Origin of the sequence: Blautia sp. OF03-13 (assembly GCF_003460685.1) — a bacterium.
GTDB lineage: Bacteria > Bacillota > Clostridia > Lachnospirales > Lachnospiraceae > Fusicatenibacter > Fusicatenibacter saccharivorans.
This window is the reverse complement of record NZ_QTVR01000003.1, coordinates 1-17,627: the sequence shown is the minus strand read 5'-3', so window position 1 is coordinate 17,627 and position 17,627 is coordinate 1. Positions and strand designations below refer to the sequence as shown.

The window sequence follows — 17,627 nt, the reverse complement described above, 5'->3', positions numbered from 1 at the left end:
TTTTGACTGATCTGCAGCGTTTTATAGCCATGCCGGAAATACAGGATCTCCGCCGCACTGGTAATTCTCCACGAAAAGATATACAGCAGATACAGTGACGGAATGGTATGGAAATACGCGAAAATCGTGTACACCAAGATCACACGGAACACACAGGAACCGAGAATAATGATAAAAATATTCTTCCACAGCGAGTTTTCATCGTTGTATTGCAGAATGGAAATCTGCTGATTGCGTTGATATACTCCTGGGATACTTCGCGGTTTGGAATGGATACGTTTTCTTTTTCGTTATCGTATGTCAGATCTTTCATTACCTGTACCAGATTCTTTTCATCACGGAAGCGCACCTGACTGTACTGCTCTCTGAGATCAAAAATCAGATAGTCGTTCAGCATGCGCAGCATTTCGTCAATGCCGCTTGTTGCGCTTAAAAATTCCTGCATATTGATTTTTATTACATCATACTGATTCCGATGTTTTTTATATGTTTCACTTCTGCCGATTTTTAAATTCCGAAATAGTGCATCGATATCTATGCTTCTGTCATAATAAGCCGCCAGCATATCCGCTGCCATAGATTTTCCAAATCGTCTCGGACGGCTCACGCACAGATACCGCTGGAGTGTCCGCACACAGCGATTTGTTTTTCGTTTTTGAGCAGATTACATTCCCATCTTTTTCCAGTTTTTACTTGACTTTTCCTAGTTCTTCTTTTATAATCTTTTTGTAATGATAAATGTAATTTATTTCTGTGAACATTCTACATATTTTTCTTGCTGACTGCAGAAATACTTTCTGCCTGAAAAGGCACAGCATTTTGCAAGAGGGGAGTTTGTGATGGAACCGATTGCTTCTCCGACCCGGTCGGATTTGTTACAAAAGATAAATGAAAAAAAATATCGTGTCAATTCCGATTATCTGCTGCGTGAAATTGCAGGGGAATATGCGATTATTCCCGTTGGGACTGCCTGTCAGATTTCGAATGCAGTGATGGTTCCAAACGATACCGCTGCATTTCTCTGGAATGCTTTTCAGCAGCCACGTACCATTTCGGAAGTCGTTGCACAGGCGTTAGAGGAATATGAGGCTGCGGAAGATACGATTCAAAATTCTGCTTTAAATTTTGTGCATGATACTTTAAGGTATGCATTATTAGAGGAGGTTATATCGTTATGAAGAAAGAGTGGATGGAACCTGTTGTTGAGGTTCAGGAATTTGCTGCAAATGAATATGTGGCGGCCTGCGGGGATAGCGGGAAAGTTTATAAATTTGTCTGCGATGCTGGACAATACGGTCATAATTATAATGTTTATTATTATGATGGATCTGGGCAAAAAAAATATGTTGCAAAAGAAGGCTCATGGGGAGGCTGGGGCTCTCAAGCTCAATTTTCTGGATATCATCCTTGTAACAAGACTCATGAAGCGGAATCTGATAGTGGATTTATCAGTGGTTTTATAGATGACCAGTCTACCCGCGATGATGAAGCGACCCCCGTTGTCATCTGGACCGAAAATGGTACAAACGTTCATTGTACTACCAGATTAGACATCAATACTTGGGAAACCGCCAAATCCTGATTTTTCCACTAAATAATAATTTTTCAAACCACAGCAAAAGGATCGAACCCACACGTTTCGATCCTTTACTATACCTATTAATAATTGGTTCATCAAACCACTTTTTTCGGAGGAACCTTTATGAACTACATGGACGACGCTTCCACCTTCGAGCGTTCTTTTCTCCAGAAAGCGCGCCAGCAGCACATTCCTATTACCGGCGCGCTTGAACTTCTGCCACTCTGCAATATGAACTGCGACATGTGTTATGTCCGTCTGTCCCGTTCAGAAATGGAATGTCAGGGACAACTCCGCACAGTTGATGAATGGATTCTGCTTGCACAGCAGATGCAAAAAGCCGGTACACTTTTTCTTCTTCTGACCGGCGGTGAACCACTTCTCTTTCCTGATTTCAAAACACTATATCTTGAGCTTCGAAACATGGGCATGATTCTTACCATCAACACCAATGGAACCCTGCTGGGCGAATCCTGGGCTGATTTTTTTGCTGAGTACAGGCCGCGCCGCATTAACATCACGCTCTACGGTGCCGATGCCGCTTCCTATAACCGTCTCTGCCATTACCCCCAGGGCTTTGATCAGACCGTCCGCGCCATCCGTCTGCTCCGCGAACGAAACGTTGATGTCAAAATCAGCTGTAGCGTCACTAAAAAGAACGCGCATGATTTTCCAAAAATCTTTGTTCTCGGAGAAAAGCTTGGAGTCCCCGTTCATGCCGATCACTATATGATGCCCGCCGTCCGGGAACGCTCCCTTCCTTTTGATGCTCAGGTCCGCCTGAACCCGGAAGACGCCGCTGCGCTTGCCCTGCAGACACTGAAACTGCAGCTGACCAGCGATATTTTCCGGCAGTACGTTCATGAATCCATCCACCGCGTCAACAATCCGTCTTTTCCACGGGGCAATGGTCATATCTCCTGTCTTGCCGGAAACTGCTCCTTCTTCATCAACTGGCAGGGCTTTCTTTTCCCCTGTGTGATGTTATCCGAAATCTCCGCCCCTGTTTTTGATCTTGGATTTATTTCCGCCTGGGAAAAAGTTTCCGCCGCTGCACAGAAGATTTCCCTAAGTTCCCAATGCTGTCAATGCCGTTTGCAACCGATATGCCGCACCTGCGTCGCAGCCGCGTTTTTAGAAACCAGTTCTTATCGGGGAATGCCTGGTTATCTCTGCCGCTATTCCGAGCATTACTATCACCTGCTGCTGGCAGAAGAAGCTTCTTTTTCCTCCATCGCCTTATAGTCTTTACATATGCTGAAAACGCCGGACAGATTTTTCTCTGCCCGGCATTTTCTATCTTCATGTTTATGATTCAAGCAGCTGCAATACCGCATCCAGCATAACTGTCTCACCTTTTTCCAGCTTTACCGCTTGACGCATCTCTCCATACACAACTTCCCCTTCATACGCCTGATCCGCCGTAACCGCACACCGTGTCAGTTTTCCATTCTCCCACGCAAGTGCAATCGATGCATTTCCAACCAGCCGCAGGCCTTTCACTTCTCCATGATCCCACGCCTTCGGCAGCGCCGGAAGGAGAATGATTTTGTGTTCTCTGCTCTGCGCCATCGCGCGCTCCAGCTTTTCGGTAATCTTCTCTGCCTCTTCGATCACCAGAGTATGACCCATGGTATACACACGGCCGCCCGTTGCTTTTGCCGACAGGCACATGGCAAATTCCAGGGCATTTTTTCCTAGGTTTCCGCTCAGATAAATCGTGTGATCGTTGACCTTTCCTGTACGGTCAAAATATTTTGCACGGTTCAGCATCACCTCAACCGACACTTTTCCCTTCGGTGCACGAAGATGCAGCACCATACAGTCCGCCGGTCTAGAAATGAAGCAGGTTTGGCAGATTTTCAGCGATCATCGCACCAAGCCGTCCATTCTGTCACTAAAAGAGGGAGGCAGACGATTCCACCTCCCTCTTCGTTTTTCAATTTCTGTCTAATACTTAATACTCGACGTTCTCTTCATTTCCTTCTTTTCTGACCGTCAGAATCTCTGTCTCACGTCCTGTCAGCGCGCGGCTTCTTTCGCCCGGCTGCTGTCCGCCGATGGAGATTTCATACTCGCCCGGCCGTACGACACATCCGCCGTCCTCTGTGATAACAGCAAAATCTCTTGCATGCAGTGTCACGGAAACCTCTTTTTCTTCTCCTGCATGCAGTTCCACGCACGCGATGCCTTTTAACTGGAAGCCTGGCTCACCCGGCTGTGCGTTTTTGTATTTCACATAAACCTCCACGCTCTCATGCAGCGGATATGCACTCTCATTCTTCACCTTCGTGCACACGGTCACATCGTCGAGCACCGCGCTCGTCTCCTGCTCCGTTTTTGCGCCGCTGTAGGAAATTGTTCCATACGTCAGTCCATATCCAAATGGATACAGAATATTTTTATCAGTATAGCGGTAGGTTCGTCCTGCCATGCTGTAATCGGTGAACTCCGGCAGATTTTCTGTTCCCTGATAGAAAGTCACCGGCAGTTTTCCGTTCGGTGCATAATCGCCGAACAGCGCCTCTGCCACGGCTTTTCCGCCGCGCGCACCCGGATACCAGCTGTCAAGAATAGCCGGTACATGCTCCTCGGCCCAGGACAGGTCGATGGCACTTCCTGCCGAGAGAACGAGGACTACCGGTTTTCCAACCGCTGTGATTGTCTCAAGCAGTTCCTCCTGTAAGCCCGGCAGATTGAGACCCAGCTTATCGCCGCTCGCGTATTCGTTTCCGGCATCGCCTTCCTCGCCCTCAACAGTTGCATCAAGTCCAAGGCACAGAACGACAACGTCTGCGTGCTCAGCGGCAATGACAGCCTCTTTGAAACGGTCTTTGTCCTCGCCGAGTCCTTCGACTTTATTTTTATACAGATGGCAGCCCTCTGCGTATGTCACTCTCACATCATCACCGACATACTGCTGAATTCCTTCCAGCGGTGTGATGTATCTGGACGATGTTCCCTGATAGTTTCCAACCAGCGCTGCTCTCGAGTTCGCGTTCGGTCCGATCACGGCGATACTGCGGATCTTCTTCACATCGAGCGGCAGCATGTTGTTTTCATTTTTCAGCAGAACCATACTTCTCCTCGCTGCCTCGACGGACAGATCAACATGCTCCTTGCACTCGACTAGATCGTAGGACAGATCTTCGTACGGTGACGGATAGTCTTTCATCATACCGAGGCGGATGCGGATTTCCATCAGGCGCTCAACTGCCGCGGTGATTGCCTCTTCGGATACCAGGCCATCCTCGTATGCTTTCGGCAGATGCAGGAAAGCAACGCCGCAGTTCAGGTCACAGCCGTTGTTGACGGCACGCGCTGCGGACTCCTCTACATTTTTGGTCACTCTGTGGTGCTCATGGAAATCTATGATTGCCCAGCAGTCGGAGACAACATGGCCTTCAAAGCCGAACTCATCGCGCAGGATGTCCTTTAACAATGTCTTGCTTCCGCATGCCGGTTCACCGTTGACACGGTTATACGCGCCCATGACTGCCTCGACTTTTGCATCCTTGACACAGCGTTTGAAGGCATACAGATAGGTGTCATACAGATCATGTTTGCTGACTCTTGCGTCAAACTCATGGCGGATCGCCTCTGGGCCGCTGTGGACGGCGAAATGTTTGGCACACGCCGCTGCCTTCGGGTGATCCGGGTCCGGTCCCTGTAATCCGCGGATGTAGGCGCATCCGAGCTCACCAGTCAGATACGGGTCCTCACCATATGTCTCATGGCCGCGGCCCCATCTCGGATCACGGAAAATGTTGACGTTCGGTGCCCAAAAGGTCAGGCCTTTGTAGATGCCGCGGTCGCCTTTTCTTGAAAACTCGTTGAATTTTGCACGTCCCTCGGTAGAAACAACATCACCGATCTCCTGCAGCAGCTCTTTATCAAACGTTGCTGCAAGGCCAATAGCCTGCGGAAATACCGTTGCCACACCAGCTCTTGCCACGCCGTGCAGCGCTTCATTCCACCAGTTGTATGCCGGAATGCCAAGACGCTCGATCGCCGGTGACTGATAGACCATCTGGCTCATTTTTTCTTCCAGCGTCATCTGGGAAACCAGCTGTTTTGCATACTCTCTCGTCTCTTTACTCATAGGTAAAATCCTCCCGAAATTTGTTGCCTCTATTGTATCGCCGCGTTTCCCGTTCGGCTAGTCAAGTATTGCTCTTTGCTTCTCATTTTATGCGATTTTTTCGAATGACACAGGGGAACATACGAGGAAATCGTGTATGCGTAACCATCCGATATACACGCAGAAACTCCCGGCAGAATTTCTCGTATAAGATCTTCCGTCGGGAGTTTCCCTTATCTATTCCTGTGAAATTTTATTTCTGATACTCTTCCTCGATATTTTTTACCGCACGGAGCTTGTTCGCGTATTCCAGAATCTCTTCTTTGGAATATTTCTGTTTCCGGCACCAGGTGAGGATTTCTTCTTTTACTTCCTCCGGCATCTTGTTGTTCATGCGCAGACAGTCACAGAAGGTTCTCTTCGGAGAATAATATTTGTAGGAACCAAACTCTGTCTTTTTCTCACAGATTTCGCCCGGGACATCGGCATTCTGGAAATAAAAACGTCTGATTTCAAAATTTTCCAGATCCATTTTTTTTCGGTCTGTCCGTGCTGTTGCAACTGCAATCGTAGCCGGCTCTTCTTTCAGCATTCCGGCAAGCCATGCAGCACTGTCCATGCAGATGACTGCGCGTGGGTTTACTTTCGCAATTTCGATATATTGATAGTCTTCCGGTTTTTCATAACCACAGTCCTTGCACCAGTACCAGCCGCGTGCAAATCGTTCCAGACTTCCTTCCTCTTCCATTTCTGCCAGCTGCAGTACAGTCACCTGATGATCTCTGAGGTCTGCGAAGCTCATATATCCATGATGTTCTTTAAATAACGTCGTGATCTTCTGGTATGTTTTAAAAAGCATATTTTCTTTCCCCTTTCAGGATGTGATACATGTTTTTTCATCTATAGGCGTTTGCACATATAATATTCCAATTTTCATGGAATGGCAAGCACTAATTTGCAAAAACCATGTTTTTTCTCTGTTTTTTTCTTATTAGCTGCTGCTAACATATTTCTCTTTTTATCACTTATAAGTATACCTTTTTTACCTGAAATATGCAACCTGCTGATCCGCTTTTTCTGTTCTCATACCAGCAGAAAAAGACCGGATTTTTTACTTCTCATCCGGTCTTTTTCTCTTTCATTCTATCTTTTAACGTTTACCGTAAAACCTTTTTTCACTCTGCCGCTTCCAGAATTTCTTTTAATGCTTTGATATAAAGTTTACACTCCTCCATCGTTCCCACGCTCACACGGCTCATCTCAAAAGCGCCGATACGGATGCCCTTTTCCATCAGCTGTTCCTGAATCCAGGCAGGATCTTTTCCGGTATCGAAGTAGATGAAATTCGACTGGGACGGATAAACCCTGCAGCCAAGCGCTGCCATCTCTTTTTCCAGATATTCTCTTCCCTCCACGATTTTTGCTTTCTGCTCCTGATAATATTCCTGGTCTGCCAGGCCTGCCACTGCCGCTTTCTGGGCACAGACATTCAGGTTCCAGGAAGCGGAACATTTCCGCATGATTCCAATCAGCTCTTCGGAGCCCAGCGCATAGCCGACACGAAGGCCTGCCATCGCATAATATTTGGAAAAGGTACGGAGAACCAGAATCGGTTTTTCCGGATGCGCTTTCATATAATCAACCATACTGCAGCAGTCCGGCTCGGTGGCAAACTCCATGTATGCCTCATCCATCACCAGCAGCACGTCCTCCGGAAGAGTATCTGCGAATGCTTCCAGCTCCCCGATCGCACATACGTTCCGGTCGGGTTATTCGGATTGCAGATCACCACGATTTTTGTTTTTTCACCGATTTTTTCTTTCATGGCAGGGAGATTAAATTTCTGCTCCTCGGTTACCGGTACGGAGACCGGCACACCGCCATTTAAATACGCCATGTCGGCAAATGCCCCGTAGGTCGGCGCGGAAAACAGCACCTCATCTCCATCGTCCAGAAAGGTCAGTCCGATCATATCGATCATCGCACTCGATCCGGCGCCTGTCAGTACATTTTCTGCTTTTAATCCGTACTGCTCCGCTACCTTCTGTTTCAGCAGTACTGCCGCAAAGTCAGGATAAAAATGGCTTCCCGCCATGGAGTCCTCCAGTGCCGCCACTGCCTTCGGTGACATTCCGTAATTGTTTTCATTTAATCCCATATGGATCAGTTTTGAGGTGTCCTTCGCAAATGCCTTCTGGCGTTTGCTCGGCGGCATACTCTGTAATGCATGGCTGATAATTTTATTTACTTCCATATTCATTTCCTCCTGTTTTCACGGCTTCTATTGTTTTTTTTCCGGAAAATTACCGTTTTACGGCTCCCCTCGAAACAGCTGCTAAGCCATCTGCGGAGCCTTCCCGTTTTCCGATTTTTTGCTTAAGACTCAGAAGAGCTGTCTCCCAATACCAGATATTTGGTACGGATCATGTTTCTGGACGGGTCAATCTCAAAGTTTGTGATATCGGTGCTTACCAGATAAATATTGGAAGAATTCAGTACCGGTACGCCGAAGCAGTAGTCGTTTACCAATACGCTCTCAGCCTGGTGCAGCAGCTCAAATCTGGCGGTCGGATCGCTTTCCTCATTCGACTGTGCCATCAGTTCGTCATACTCCGGGCAATTGGTCTTGTTATCGTTGTAGCTGTCGTTGGAACGGTACATGGAAAGGAAGGTGAACGGATCGGTAAAGTCTGCAGTCCATCTCATGCGGGCAAGCTGGAAATCACCGGATCTTCTCTCTGCTACCTGTACCTGCTGCTCCTCTGCCTGAAGCTCCACCTCGATGCCAAGGTTTGTTTTCCACTGTGCCTGCAGGGCCTGTGCCATATCGCTGTCGAGCTGGAGGCTCGGGTATTTGTAGGTGATGGCCGGGAAGCCTTCTCCATCCGGGTAACCGGCCTCTGCCAGAAGCTCTTTTGCCTTGTCCGGATCAAAGTCAATCGGATCTTCCTCTGCTTCCTCTGCCCAGTCCTTGCCGCTTGCGGAGGATTTCAGATGTTTTGCTACGAAGAAATCACTTGCCTCATAAGAGGAACCGCACGCGGAAGCTACCTCATCGCGGTTGACTGCCATAGAGAACGCCTGGCGGACGCGGACATCGTCAAATGGTGCTTCATTTACATTGAACAGTACATAATAACTAGTCTGAGATGGAGAAGTAATCAGCTCATCGCTGTCTTTATACTCGTCCATAACGGTATAATCTGCTGAGATAAAGTTCAGCTCACCGGATTTATACGCATTAATGATGGACTGTGTATCGTCCATAACCATTTTTTTGATCGTATCGGTTTTGATCCGGTCTGCCTGAACGTAATTTTCATTTTTCTTATAAACGCTGTACTGGTTCGGTACATACTCTGCGAGGTAGTACGGTCCGCAGCTTACCAGCGCATCCATGTCATTTCCCATTGCCCAGTCGCCGTTGGTCTCGGTCTGAAGCTCACGATGCGTCGGCATATAAACCGGAAGTACAAAGAGCTGTTCGAAGTAAGCGCACGGCTCCTTTAAGTTGAACACAATGGTCTTGTCATCGCTGGTGTCTACGCCAAGACCGCTCTCATCGCCGGTTCCGTTGTACATTTCCTCAGCTCCCGCAATCGGGTAAAGCATTGAGGAATAACCACTCTTGCAGTTCGGATCCAGTGCGCGGACAATGGTGTTTTTGAAATCGGCGCTTGTCACATCGTCTCCGTTGCTCCATTTTGCATCGCTGCGGAGGTGAACGGTGTACTGTGTCATATCCTCATTGACATCAACGCTTTCTGCCAGAATGTAATCCCAGGAACCGTCCTCTTTCATTTCCATGATCGGGGCCATACACACATCATCGTAGGACCACCACCACAGAGAGCTTTCTCCTGCACTGTCCAGCGATCCGGACTCTGTATTCATCGTTGTCACAATCATATCGGAAGTACTGCCGCTTTTGCCTCCTCCGGAAGAGCTGCTGCTTCCTCCGCTGCTTCCGCATCCGGCAAGGGATCCTGCCAGAAGAACAGCCGCTGCCAGTGTCGCTGTTGCTTTCCATAATTTCCTCATAATGTTCTCCTCCTTTTGCTGCTGATGCTTGTTTGAAACACAGCTCCGGTCCCTGGAACCTCTGTTCCCAAACCTGCCGCACCGGAATGGTTCTATTTTGCTCCGGCCAGCAGCGGTTCGATTGCCAGACCCTCCCTCTGTCTCAAATACCGCGGGGAATATAAGAAGCAAGCCACTTTCCTGCCCTCAATATCATACGTTGCCGGGCGGGCCTGGCTGCATTCTTCCATAGCGTAGGGGCACCTCGTGTGGAACGGGCATCCTTTCGGCGGATGGATCGGACTTGGGATTTCGCCTTCCAGCAGGATTCGTTTTCTGCTTCTTGCGGTCTTCGGATCCGGGATCGGCTCTGCAGAAAGCAGTGCCTTCGAATATGGGTGAAGCGGACGGCGGTAAACATCATTGGATTCTCCGATCTCTACCATGTGTCCCAGATACATGACACCGATCCGGTAGCTGATATGCTTTACCATGCCAAGATCGTGTGCGATAAAGAGATAGCTGATACCCTCTTTTTTCTGAATATCCTCCAAAATGTTGATGACCTGTGCCTGGATGGAAACGTCGAGCGCCGAAATCGGTTCGTCGCAGACGATAAAGTCCGGTTCGAGTGCCAGCGTTCTCGCAATTCCGATTCGCTGTCTCTGGCCGCCGGAAAATTCATGCGGATATCTTCGGATGTGGTCCGGTTTTAATCCAACCGTTTCCAGCAGCTCCTGCACGCGTTCTTTTCGCTTTTTTTCATCGTACATGTGATGAATCACCATCGGCTCCTCAATAATCTCACCGACGGTAAAACGGGGATTTAAGGATGCATATGGATCCTGGAAGATCATCTGCAGCTTCTGCCGGTAAGGAAGCATCTTTTTCCGGGAAAGCCAGGAAATATCTTCTCCCTCGAAAACGATTTCGCCCTTTGTCGGCTCATAGATCCGTAAAATCGTGCGGCCAAGTGTACTTTTTCCACAGCCGGATTCTCCGACCAGTCCGAAGGTTTCCCCTTTTTTTACCTCGAAGGAAATACCATCTACGGCAATGACCTTCTGTGCTCCCTTCATTCCTCTGTTCACATCAAAGTATTTACACAGGTTTTTTACTTCCAGTACATTTTCACTCATTGGCAGCCGCCTCCTCCCCGGAAACTGTGATTTTTGTTTCATCCATACATTCCAGCCAGCATCTGCAGCAGTGCGTCTCGCTGTAGGTTGTCACCGGAGAGGCCTGTACCTCACAGATCTTCATAGTGTAAGGACAGCGGCTCATAAATGCGCAGCCCTTCGGAAGCTTTAAGAGGTCCGGCGGTGTTCCCGGAATCGGAACGAGCGGTTCGTCGTTATCCTTTGCCGAATTGTTGATACTGTTCAGAAGACCTTTCGTGTACGGATGATGCGGTTCGTAGAAAATCTCATCGACGGTTCCCTCTTCTACGATCTGTCCTGCGTACATAATGGCAATCCGGTCACACATAGAAGCGACAACGCCGAGGTCGTGGGTAATCATAATAACGGAGGTTCCTTTTTCCTTCGTCAGCTTTTTCAAAAGCTCCAGAATCTGTGCCTGTACGGTCACATCCAGTGCGGTTGTCGGCTCATCTGCGATAATCAGCTTCGGATCACACGCCAGCGCCGTCGCAATAATGATTCTCTGCCGCATGCCGCCGGAAAATTCAAATGGATACTGATCGAGCCGTTTTTCCGGACTTGGAATTCCGACCTGCCGCATCAGCTCAATGGCTTTCGCTTCCGCTTCTTTTTTAGAGCAATTCTGATGCTTTCGAATTCCCTCTGTCATCTGAATTCCGATTTTCAGGATCGGATTCAGAAATGTCATCGGATCCTGGAAAATCATGCCGATGCGGTTTCCGCGGATCTGCTGCATTTTCTTTTCATAAGCCCGTTTTTCTTTCCGGTCCTTCGTGTGCGGCGGAGAAATGTTTTCTCCGTCGAAAAGGATCTCTCCTTCTTCCACTCTGCCGTTCGATGCCAGAAGCCCCATCAGGGTCAGCATGCCGACACTTTTTCCGGAACCGGACTCGCCGACAATACCAAGTACCTCGCCCTCTTCCAGATGGTAGGAAACATCGCGGACTGCGCTGACGGTTCCCTGCTGCGTTTCAAATTTTGTTGTGAGATGGCTGATTTCGAGTAAACTCATACGCTTCACCCCCTGGTTTTCTTTGGATTAAAGGCATCGCCGATTCCCTCACCGAGGAAGTTCAGGGAGAAAATGGTGATACAAATGCAGATGGTCGGCAAAAGCAGCTGTCCCGGGTGCATGGTGAGCACCTGTCGGGCATCCTGCGCCATGGAACCCCAGCTTGCCATCGGAGCGGAAATGCCGATTCCGATGAAGCTTAAGAAGGCTTCGGTAAAAATGGCATTCGGAACAAGGAAGGTAATCTGTACAATGATCGGTCCGATGGCATTGATCAAAAGGTGACGGAAGAGAATTCTCGCATCACTTGCTCCGATGACGAGTGCTGCCATGGAAAACTCCTGCTCCTTTAAGGCAATCAGCTGGCCTCTTACCTGACGAGCCATGCCGATCCAGCCCGGAATGCAGATACCGCAATAGAGAGAAGTCCGATGCTTAGCGTGTACGGAAATCCTCTTGCGATCAGTGTATTAACAGAAACGTTCTTTTTATAGGAAATGCCGAGATCTCCGTGCATCAGATTTTCCATGTAAAGAATATACTGTTTCCACATGGGTTCATCCAGTCCGTAGGTCGATTCGAGCTGTTCAATCGCGCTCCGGGAAAGATTATCCGCCTCGAACGGGCTGCCCGGCATAATCCGAATCAGGAAAAAGGTAATGGTGATCAGTGCCCAGATTGTCACCACTCCGATGAATAAACGTTTTATGATGTATCTTACCATGCAGCATTCCTCCCGTTCCGGCTTTTTTAGCTCAGAAGAGGCAGCCGAACGATCTGCTCTGGCTGCCTCTTTGCACCTTTTTACTGTCTTTTGTTTTTATAATGCTTCCTCGCCGCGCTGGCCGGTACGAACCCGGATGACGTCTGCCACTTTCTCGACAAAAATCTTTCCGTCTCCGATATTTCCGGTACACAGCTTCTTTTCCAGAAAGCCTTTTAATACTTCAATTGTCTTATCGTCACCGACGGTCTCGAATTTGCATTTCATCAGTACATTCGGTCCGCTCATGGTTCCACGGTACATCACCCGGTAACCCTTCTGGTTTCCATATCCGGTGATATCCGTTTCCATCACGCCGTACACGGCACACGATTCCATGATGTCGATGACATCCTCCCGGTTCGCGGGTTTGACAATAACTGTCAGCTTTTTCATATCCGCACCACCTTTTTTATTGATCCTTTTTTATTTATCATTATGGAAGTGGAAGTTTGCATAAGCGCTGCATCCGTGCTCGTGCATATCCAATCCGTCGATCTCTTCCTTCTCGGTTACGCGAAGTCCGATGGTCTTTTTCAGGACGAAGAACAGAATGAACGCCAGGATCAGGGTATATGCTGCAACTGCTACAAAACCGATCATCTGGGTGATAAAGCTGCATCCCTCGCCGAAAATACCGGTGAATAAGGTTCCGAGTGCTCCACAGACACCGTGTACACTGATTGCACCAACCGGGTCATCGATTTTTACGACTTTATCAAAGAATTCAACTGCGAATACAACGACAACACCTGCAACTGCTCCAATGAACAGTGCCTCGTAATCATTGACTACATCACAGCTTGCTGTAATAGCTACCAGTCCGGCCAGTGCGCCGTTCATTGTCATACTGATATCCGGTTTTCCATAACGTACCCAGGTAACAATCAGGGTAACAAGTGTTGCTGCTGCTGCCGCAAGGTTTGTAGTCATGGCAATGTCGCCAAGATTATAGGTTGCTGCTGTGGTAGATCCACAGTTAAATCCGAACCAGCAGAACCAGAGGATAAAGACACCAAGTGCTCCAAGCGGAAGGTTATGACCAGGAATAGCAACCGGTTTTCCCTCTTTTGTGTATTTTCCGATACGAGGTCCGACCATTTTTGCACCGGCAAGGGCACACAGACCGCCGACCATATGAACTGCGGTAGATCCTGCAAAATCATGGAACCCGATCTGGCTTAACCAGCCGCCTCCCCAGATCCAGTGTCCGGTGATCGGATAAATGAAAACGCTGATCGCTGCGGAGTAAATCAGATAAGAGATAAATTTGGTTCTCTCTGCCATAGCTCCTGATACAATCGTTGCCGATGTTGCACAGAACACGGTCTGGAAAATCATGAATACGCCGATCGGCAGTCCGTTGAACATGCCGTCTGCATCTGCCAGCGATTTCGGATTAAAAAAACCGGCGGTTCCGATAAAAGCATTGCTTCCTCCGAACATCAGCGCAAATCCGATGATAAAGAAGAAAATAGAGCCGAGCACGAAATCCATCATGTTCTTCATCAGAATGTTTCCTGAGTTTTTCGCTCTTGTAAATCCTGTCTCCACCATGGCAAATCCGGCCTGCATAAAATACACCAGAAAGGCTCCGACCATGGTCCATACGATATTGAGTAATACCTGTGTGTTTTCCATAATAAGTTCCTCCTCATTCCCATCTTACCTGTTCCCGTCTGCAGATCTTCTGAAACGGTGGCTTTCAGATTTTTTAAAGTGCCTGTTCGCCGTGCTCACCTGTCCGGATCCGCACTGCATCTTCGACATCGTAAACGAAAATTTTTCCATCGCCGTAGTTTCCGGTTGACAGGTTTTTCACAACAAAATCAACGATTTTCGGAACCTTGTCGTCCTCCACAACGGTCTCCACTTTAACCTTCGGAAGCATTTTGGCCACGATTTCCGCTCCACGGTACATCTGACGATATCCCTTCTGATTTCCATATCCAAGGATATTTGTGATCATCATACCGTTTGCCTTCTGCTCCTCGAGGAGTAGCTCCAGGTTTTCGAGGCTCTCCGGACGAATTACAATTTCCAGCTTTTTCATGATTTTCCCTCCCTTTCCGAACCGGTCCCTGTACAGCTTCTGATTTTTCCGGCTGCGGATTTCTTTTTTATCCGCCTTCCCGGTTTTCTCTTCCATTCATTTACCGGCTCTGCTGCTTCTATATAGAAATCTGTTTTCTGACAGATTTTCTAACCTCTTCTTTCATGCCTGGACTGTTCCGCAGCTCTGCTGTTTTTACAGTTGTTTTTACAGTCGTTTTTTTGCATCTGCTTTCACAATCCGCTGTTTTTAATTAATCACACTTGTCGGCATTCCCTCCAGGTACGACCGGAAGTTTTTCACCGCCAGATCTACTGCACGGAGTCTTGCTGCCTTCGGCTGCCAGGCGATATGGGAAGTAATAAAGGTGTACGGCGACTGCATCAGCGGAATCTGATACTGCGGCGGCTCATTTGCGACAACATCGAGTCCTGCCATATAAACCTTTCTCGATTCCAGCGCCTCAAGAAGCGCCTCCTCATCGATGATGATTCCCCGCGCGGTGTTGATAATGATGACACCGTCCTTCATTTTGGCAAATGCTTCACGGTTCAGCAGGTTTTCTGTTTCCTTCGTATGCGGACAGTGAATGGAGATCACATCCGACCGTTCGAAAATTTCTTCCATGCTGACCTGCTCGATGCCGTCATACTGCGGCCCCGTCTTTTTGTGACGGCTGTTTGCGATGACCTTCATGCCAAAGCCCTTTGCCATTCTTGCCGTCCAGAGGCCGATCGCGCCAAGTCCGATGATTCCCATCGTTTTCTGGTAGAGCTCAATCTGCGGCACGAACAGTTGATTGTAGCTTGCCTGCGGATTCGTTTCTTTTTCTTTCCAGTACCCTGTTTTGGTGTAATCGCTCTGTACCGTCACGTTATGACAGATGTTCATGAGCAGTGCCATCGCATACTGGGCAATGGTGACATCACCGTAAATCGTATTCGTTATGGTCACGCCCCGGCGTCTTGTCATTTCCACATCGAAGTCTTCAAATCCATGTCCCAGCGTTGCGATATATTTCAGATTCGGATGCGCTTCAAAAAGCTTTTCGTTGATCACTCCTTTGTGGACCCAGATACCAAGTGCTGCGTCGGCGTTCCCGATCTGACTGCTGTAATCTTCGAAGATGTACCTCTTTTTCCCCTGATGGATGATACGGAACTTTCCGATCTGTGGTACGGTCTGCAGCATTTTGTTCCACTCTGCTTCTATTTCTTCGTACGTCAGATCGATGGTTCCCGGGTCTCCCTGAAAAACGACTACCTCATAGTTTTCTTCTTTCATACGCCTCGCCTCCTGTTGTGCAATCAGTCCGCAGATCATAACGAGCTGTTCGGCTGCGTGACACGCTGTTTTCTTATCCCCGCTTCCGAGGAACTGTGCTCCGACAACGGAACCGCCGCTTGCCATCGATGTGAAAATCACGATCAGCAGTACACAGATCGTATTGACAAGTGAGATTCCGGAAACAGCCGTTTCACCGGCCCCGGATACCATTACCATGTCTGCCATACCGACGGTAACGGCCAGCACCTGTTCCACAATCAATGGTACGATCAGCCGGACCAGACGCTTTCTGTCAAATAAGACGTTTGTGTTTTCCATCGGACTTTCTCCTTTCCGGTAAAATCAAAAAGCGATCTGGAAATCTTCCTTCCAGATCGCCCCGTTGCGAACTCTTTACTGACGTTTCTCCTTGGGATTGAAAAACGCGGCACGAAGCTTTCCCTTCGTACCGCGCCTTTGCGAATCCACTACTTATATGGAGTTTATCTTGAAAAACAGACAGAGCGTTTTCCGGTTTTCTGAGAGTGTTTTTTGGGAGAAATAAAACCTTGGAGAAAGGGAGAAAATTACAAACGGAGCGATTCTATTCCCAGAACCGCTCCGTTGCGTTATCTTTACTCTATTCTTTTTCTCTGCTGTTTTTCAACATAGGCACATTCTAGCGGAATTCCCGCTTTTTGTCAATCCTTAAATTTTTCGATGATTTCCGGTCTTTTTCATCAGTTCTGTCAATTTTACACAATTTCACCGATGTTTTTTCGGTTGTTTCTGAACATTTTTCTCATGAACCTTTGAAATTTCTTTGTTTTCTTTTAAAATCGCGGAAAAACTCCGGCAAAATTCTGTGAAAATTCAGAGCGGACGCCAGACTTGGCATTCATCAAATATCCGCTACCTGTCTGGAGCGTGTTTGAAAAAAGCTCTGTTATGTCAGATCCAGTCAAAATCTCCGCCGGTAATCGCAAGACTTAAGAGTGCATCCATCTTTTCCACTTCCTCTTCGCCCTCGATTTTTTGCAGCAGCACTGCGGTGTCCAGCACATCCTCCAAAGATTCGCCAGGTCCGATTTCATAATCCACCTCCGCCTCGCAGTCCGGGCATGGGATTTTTTCCATCGTCTGAAGGGATAAAAAGCGGTTGCCGCATTTCTTGCATTCATAATAACCACATGTTTTGGTTCCGTCTGGTACGTAATACATTTTTTCATACTCCTTTTTATTTTTCATACTTCTCAATGATACACTGATGTTCTTTTACCGCATCCGTGAACTCGCTGCGGATTTCTTCATTTGGAATGTACGCCATCTGTTCTCTTCGATCGTATGCCAGATAGCCTAAGTGAATCAGTGCAGTTAAAACGTCATCTTTATTTTTAAATGTCACCATATCATTCTGATACGATTTCGTTTTTACTTTCACTCGTTCCCCGGACATCATCGTAATAATGTCTGTTATAATATGCATCCAATTACGTATCGGATTCTACATCTTAATTCATCTTAATTCCGCAGTATTCCCATGTCACTGTATCGAGCAGGAGGAACTCCTCCGTTCCAATCGGCTTTCCATCTCTGTAAGTTGAAAACACATCCGTGCTAATCAGATTTCCCTCTTTCGTAATTGCATCCATAGGTGTATGACCTACAACCTGCAACAACTTACGTGGCT

The 17,627-nt window shown here is 47.9% G+C and carries 18 protein-coding genes and 1 pseudogene; 3 read left to right on the top strand and 16 right to left on the bottom strand.

Features of this window, described 5'->3' with window-relative positions; translation table 11 throughout:
• Nucleotides 1–139 precede the first annotated feature (139 nt).
• Nucleotides 140–634 carry an AAA family ATPase gene (locus tag DXA55_RS02690; RefSeq protein WP_278309003.1) on the bottom strand — a complete coding sequence of 165 codons (495 nt, stop codon included), beginning with the start codon at nucleotides 632–634 and terminating at the stop codon, nucleotides 140–142.
• Between the two features lie 205 nt (nucleotides 635–839).
• On the opposite strand from DXA55_RS02690, the gene DXA55_RS02685 reads away from it, so the two are divergent.
• The 3 genes from DXA55_RS02685 (at nucleotide 840) to DXA55_RS02675 (ending at nucleotide 2,824) form a co-directional block, all read left to right on the top strand.
• On the top strand, nucleotides 840–1,178 hold the full coding sequence (locus DXA55_RS02685; protein ID WP_022462364.1) for a PqqD family protein: 339 nt from the start codon (nucleotides 840–842) through the stop codon (nucleotides 1,176–1,178).
• Nucleotides 1,175–1,582 carry a hypothetical protein gene (locus DXA55_RS02680; protein ID WP_117812965.1) on the top strand — a complete coding sequence of 136 codons (408 nt, stop codon included), beginning with the start codon at nucleotides 1,175–1,177 and terminating at the stop codon, nucleotides 1,580–1,582. Before DXA55_RS02685 ends, DXA55_RS02680 begins: the two co-directional genes overlap by 4 nt.
• 120 nt (nucleotides 1,583–1,702) lie before the next feature.
• Nucleotides 1,703–2,824 carry a radical SAM protein gene (locus tag DXA55_RS02675; protein WP_022462366.1) on the top strand — a complete coding sequence of 374 codons (1,122 nt, stop codon included), beginning with the start codon at nucleotides 1,703–1,705 and terminating at the stop codon, nucleotides 2,822–2,824.
• Between the two features lie 63 nt (nucleotides 2,825–2,887).
• Here the strand turns inward: DXA55_RS02675 and DXA55_RS02670 are convergent, their stop codons facing one another.
• The 15 genes and pseudogenes from DXA55_RS02670 to DXA55_RS02595 all read right to left on the bottom strand — a co-directional run bounded on the left by DXA55_RS02670 (nucleotide 2,888) and on the right by DXA55_RS02595 (nucleotide 17,423).
• The gene (locus DXA55_RS02670; protein WP_330415101.1) at nucleotides 2,888–3,439 is read right to left on the bottom strand and encodes a glycoside hydrolase family 95-like protein; all 552 of its coding nucleotides are present in this window, start codon (nucleotides 3,437–3,439) and stop codon (nucleotides 2,888–2,890) included.
• A gap of 97 nt (nucleotides 3,440–3,536) precedes the next feature.
• Nucleotides 3,537–5,681: a glycoside hydrolase family 3 C-terminal domain-containing protein gene (locus DXA55_RS02665; RefSeq protein ID WP_117812963.1), complete on the bottom strand. Its 2,145-nt coding sequence runs from the start codon at nucleotides 5,679–5,681 to the stop codon at nucleotides 3,537–3,539.
• 232 nt (nucleotides 5,682–5,913) lie between these two features.
• Nucleotides 5,914–6,519, bottom strand: a complete 606-nt coding sequence (locus DXA55_RS02660; RefSeq protein WP_022462444.1) for a type IV toxin-antitoxin system AbiEi family antitoxin domain-containing protein — start codon at nucleotides 6,517–6,519, stop codon at nucleotides 5,914–5,916.
• Between the two features lie 316 nt (nucleotides 6,520–6,835).
• A pseudogene (locus tag DXA55_RS17495) lies at nucleotides 6,836–7,791 on the bottom strand (pyridoxal phosphate-dependent aminotransferase).
• Nucleotides 7,792–8,036: 245 nt separating this feature from the next.
• On the bottom strand, nucleotides 8,037–9,701 hold the full coding sequence (locus tag DXA55_RS02645; protein WP_117812960.1) for a peptide ABC transporter substrate-binding protein: 1,665 nt from the start codon (nucleotides 9,699–9,701) through the stop codon (nucleotides 8,037–8,039).
• Between the two features lie 92 nt (nucleotides 9,702–9,793).
• Nucleotides 9,794–10,819, bottom strand: a complete 1,026-nt coding sequence (locus tag DXA55_RS02640; RefSeq protein ID WP_117812959.1) for an ABC transporter ATP-binding protein — start codon at nucleotides 10,817–10,819, stop codon at nucleotides 9,794–9,796.
• Nucleotides 10,812–11,855, bottom strand: coding sequence for an ABC transporter ATP-binding protein (locus DXA55_RS02635; RefSeq protein WP_117761474.1), 1,044 nt, complete (start codon nucleotides 11,853–11,855; stop codon nucleotides 10,812–10,814). Before DXA55_RS02635 ends, DXA55_RS02640 begins: the two co-directional genes overlap by 8 nt.
• A gap of 5 nt (nucleotides 11,856–11,860) precedes the next feature.
• On the bottom strand, nucleotides 11,861–12,241 hold the full coding sequence (locus DXA55_RS02630) for an ABC transporter permease (RefSeq protein WP_082424743.1): 381 nt from the start codon (nucleotides 12,239–12,241) through the stop codon (nucleotides 11,861–11,863).
• The gene (locus DXA55_RS02625; RefSeq protein WP_117804665.1) at nucleotides 12,226–12,579 is read right to left on the bottom strand and encodes an ABC transporter permease; all 354 of its coding nucleotides are present in this window, start codon (nucleotides 12,577–12,579) and stop codon (nucleotides 12,226–12,228) included. The genes DXA55_RS02630 and DXA55_RS02625 overlap by 16 nt, the downstream gene beginning before the upstream one ends.
• 96 nt (nucleotides 12,580–12,675) lie before the next feature.
• Nucleotides 12,676–13,014 carry a P-II family nitrogen regulator gene (locus DXA55_RS02620; RefSeq protein WP_022462439.1) on the bottom strand — a complete coding sequence of 113 codons (339 nt, stop codon included), beginning with the start codon at nucleotides 13,012–13,014 and terminating at the stop codon, nucleotides 12,676–12,678.
• A gap of 30 nt (nucleotides 13,015–13,044) precedes the next feature.
• The gene (locus tag DXA55_RS02615; RefSeq protein WP_117804666.1) at nucleotides 13,045–14,259 is read right to left on the bottom strand and encodes an ammonium transporter; all 1,215 of its coding nucleotides are present in this window, start codon (nucleotides 14,257–14,259) and stop codon (nucleotides 13,045–13,047) included.
• Between the two features lie 73 nt (nucleotides 14,260–14,332).
• Nucleotides 14,333–14,671, bottom strand: a complete 339-nt coding sequence (locus DXA55_RS02610; protein WP_055221847.1) for a P-II family nitrogen regulator — start codon at nucleotides 14,669–14,671, stop codon at nucleotides 14,333–14,335.
• A gap of 249 nt (nucleotides 14,672–14,920) precedes the next feature.
• Nucleotides 14,921–16,276 carry an NAD(P)-dependent oxidoreductase gene (locus DXA55_RS02605; RefSeq protein ID WP_117804667.1) on the bottom strand — a complete coding sequence of 452 codons (1,356 nt, stop codon included), beginning with the start codon at nucleotides 16,274–16,276 and terminating at the stop codon, nucleotides 14,921–14,923.
• Between the two features lie 612 nt (nucleotides 16,277–16,888).
• Nucleotides 16,889–17,158, bottom strand: coding sequence for a hypothetical protein (locus DXA55_RS02600; protein WP_055221876.1), 270 nt, complete (start codon nucleotides 17,156–17,158; stop codon nucleotides 16,889–16,891).
• Nucleotides 17,159–17,174: 16 nt separating this feature from the next.
• Entirely contained in the window at nucleotides 17,175–17,423 is a 249-nt protein-coding gene (locus tag DXA55_RS02595; RefSeq protein WP_147341985.1) for a hypothetical protein, read from the bottom strand.
• Nucleotides 17,424–17,627 lie beyond the last annotated feature (204 nt).

What these genes read in the sequence shown, in the direction of transcription:
- DXA55_RS02685 (WP_022462364.1), top strand. Translation starts at nt 840, where the DNA reads ATGGAACCGATTGCTTCTCCGACCCGGTCGGATTTGTTACAAAAGATA.
- DXA55_RS02680 (WP_117812965.1), top strand. Translation starts at nt 1,175, where the DNA reads ATGAAGAAAGAGTGGATGGAACCTGTTGTTGAGGTTCAGGAATTTGCT.
- DXA55_RS02675 (WP_022462366.1), top strand. Translation starts at nt 1,703, where the DNA reads ATGAACTACATGGACGACGCTTCCACCTTCGAGCGTTCTTTTCTCCAG.
- DXA55_RS02665 (WP_117812963.1), bottom strand. Translation starts at nt 5,681, where the DNA reads ATGAGTAAAGAGACGAGAGAGTATGCAAAACAGCTGGTTTCCCAGATG.
- DXA55_RS02660 (WP_022462444.1), bottom strand. Translation starts at nt 6,519, where the DNA reads ATGCTTTTTAAAACATACCAGAAGATCACGACGTTATTTAAAGAACAT.
- DXA55_RS02645 (WP_117812960.1), bottom strand. Translation starts at nt 9,701, where the DNA reads ATGAGGAAATTATGGAAAGCAACAGCGACACTGGCAGCGGCTGTTCTT.
- DXA55_RS02640 (WP_117812959.1), bottom strand. Translation starts at nt 10,819, where the DNA reads ATGAGTGAAAATGTACTGGAAGTAAAAAACCTGTGTAAATACTTTGAT.
- DXA55_RS02635 (WP_117761474.1), bottom strand. Translation starts at nt 11,855, where the DNA reads ATGAGTTTACTCGAAATCAGCCATCTCACAACAAAATTTGAAACGCAG.
- DXA55_RS02630 (WP_082424743.1), bottom strand. Translation starts at nt 12,241, where the DNA reads ATGGCTCGTCAGGTAAGAGGCCAGCTGATTGCCTTAAAGGAGCAGGAG.
- DXA55_RS02625 (WP_117804665.1), bottom strand. Translation starts at nt 12,579, where the DNA reads ATGGTAAGATACATCATAAAACGTTTATTCATCGGAGTGGTGACAATC.
- DXA55_RS02620 (WP_022462439.1), bottom strand. Translation starts at nt 13,014, where the DNA reads ATGAAAAAGCTGACAGTTATTGTCAAACCCGCGAACCGGGAGGATGTC.
- DXA55_RS02615 (WP_117804666.1), bottom strand. Translation starts at nt 14,259, where the DNA reads ATGGAAAACACACAGGTATTACTCAATATCGTATGGACCATGGTCGGA.
- DXA55_RS02610 (WP_055221847.1), bottom strand. Translation starts at nt 14,671, where the DNA reads ATGAAAAAGCTGGAAATTGTAATTCGTCCGGAGAGCCTCGAAAACCTG.
- DXA55_RS02605 (WP_117804667.1), bottom strand. Translation starts at nt 16,276, where the DNA reads ATGGAAAACACAAACGTCTTATTTGACAGAAAGCGTCTGGTCCGGCTG.
- DXA55_RS02600 (WP_055221876.1), bottom strand. Translation starts at nt 17,158, where the DNA reads ATGTATTACGTACCAGACGGAACCAAAACATGTGGTTATTATGAATGC.
- DXA55_RS02595 (WP_147341985.1), bottom strand. Translation starts at nt 17,423, where the DNA reads ATGCATATTATAACAGACATTATTACGATGATGTCCGGGGAACGAGTG.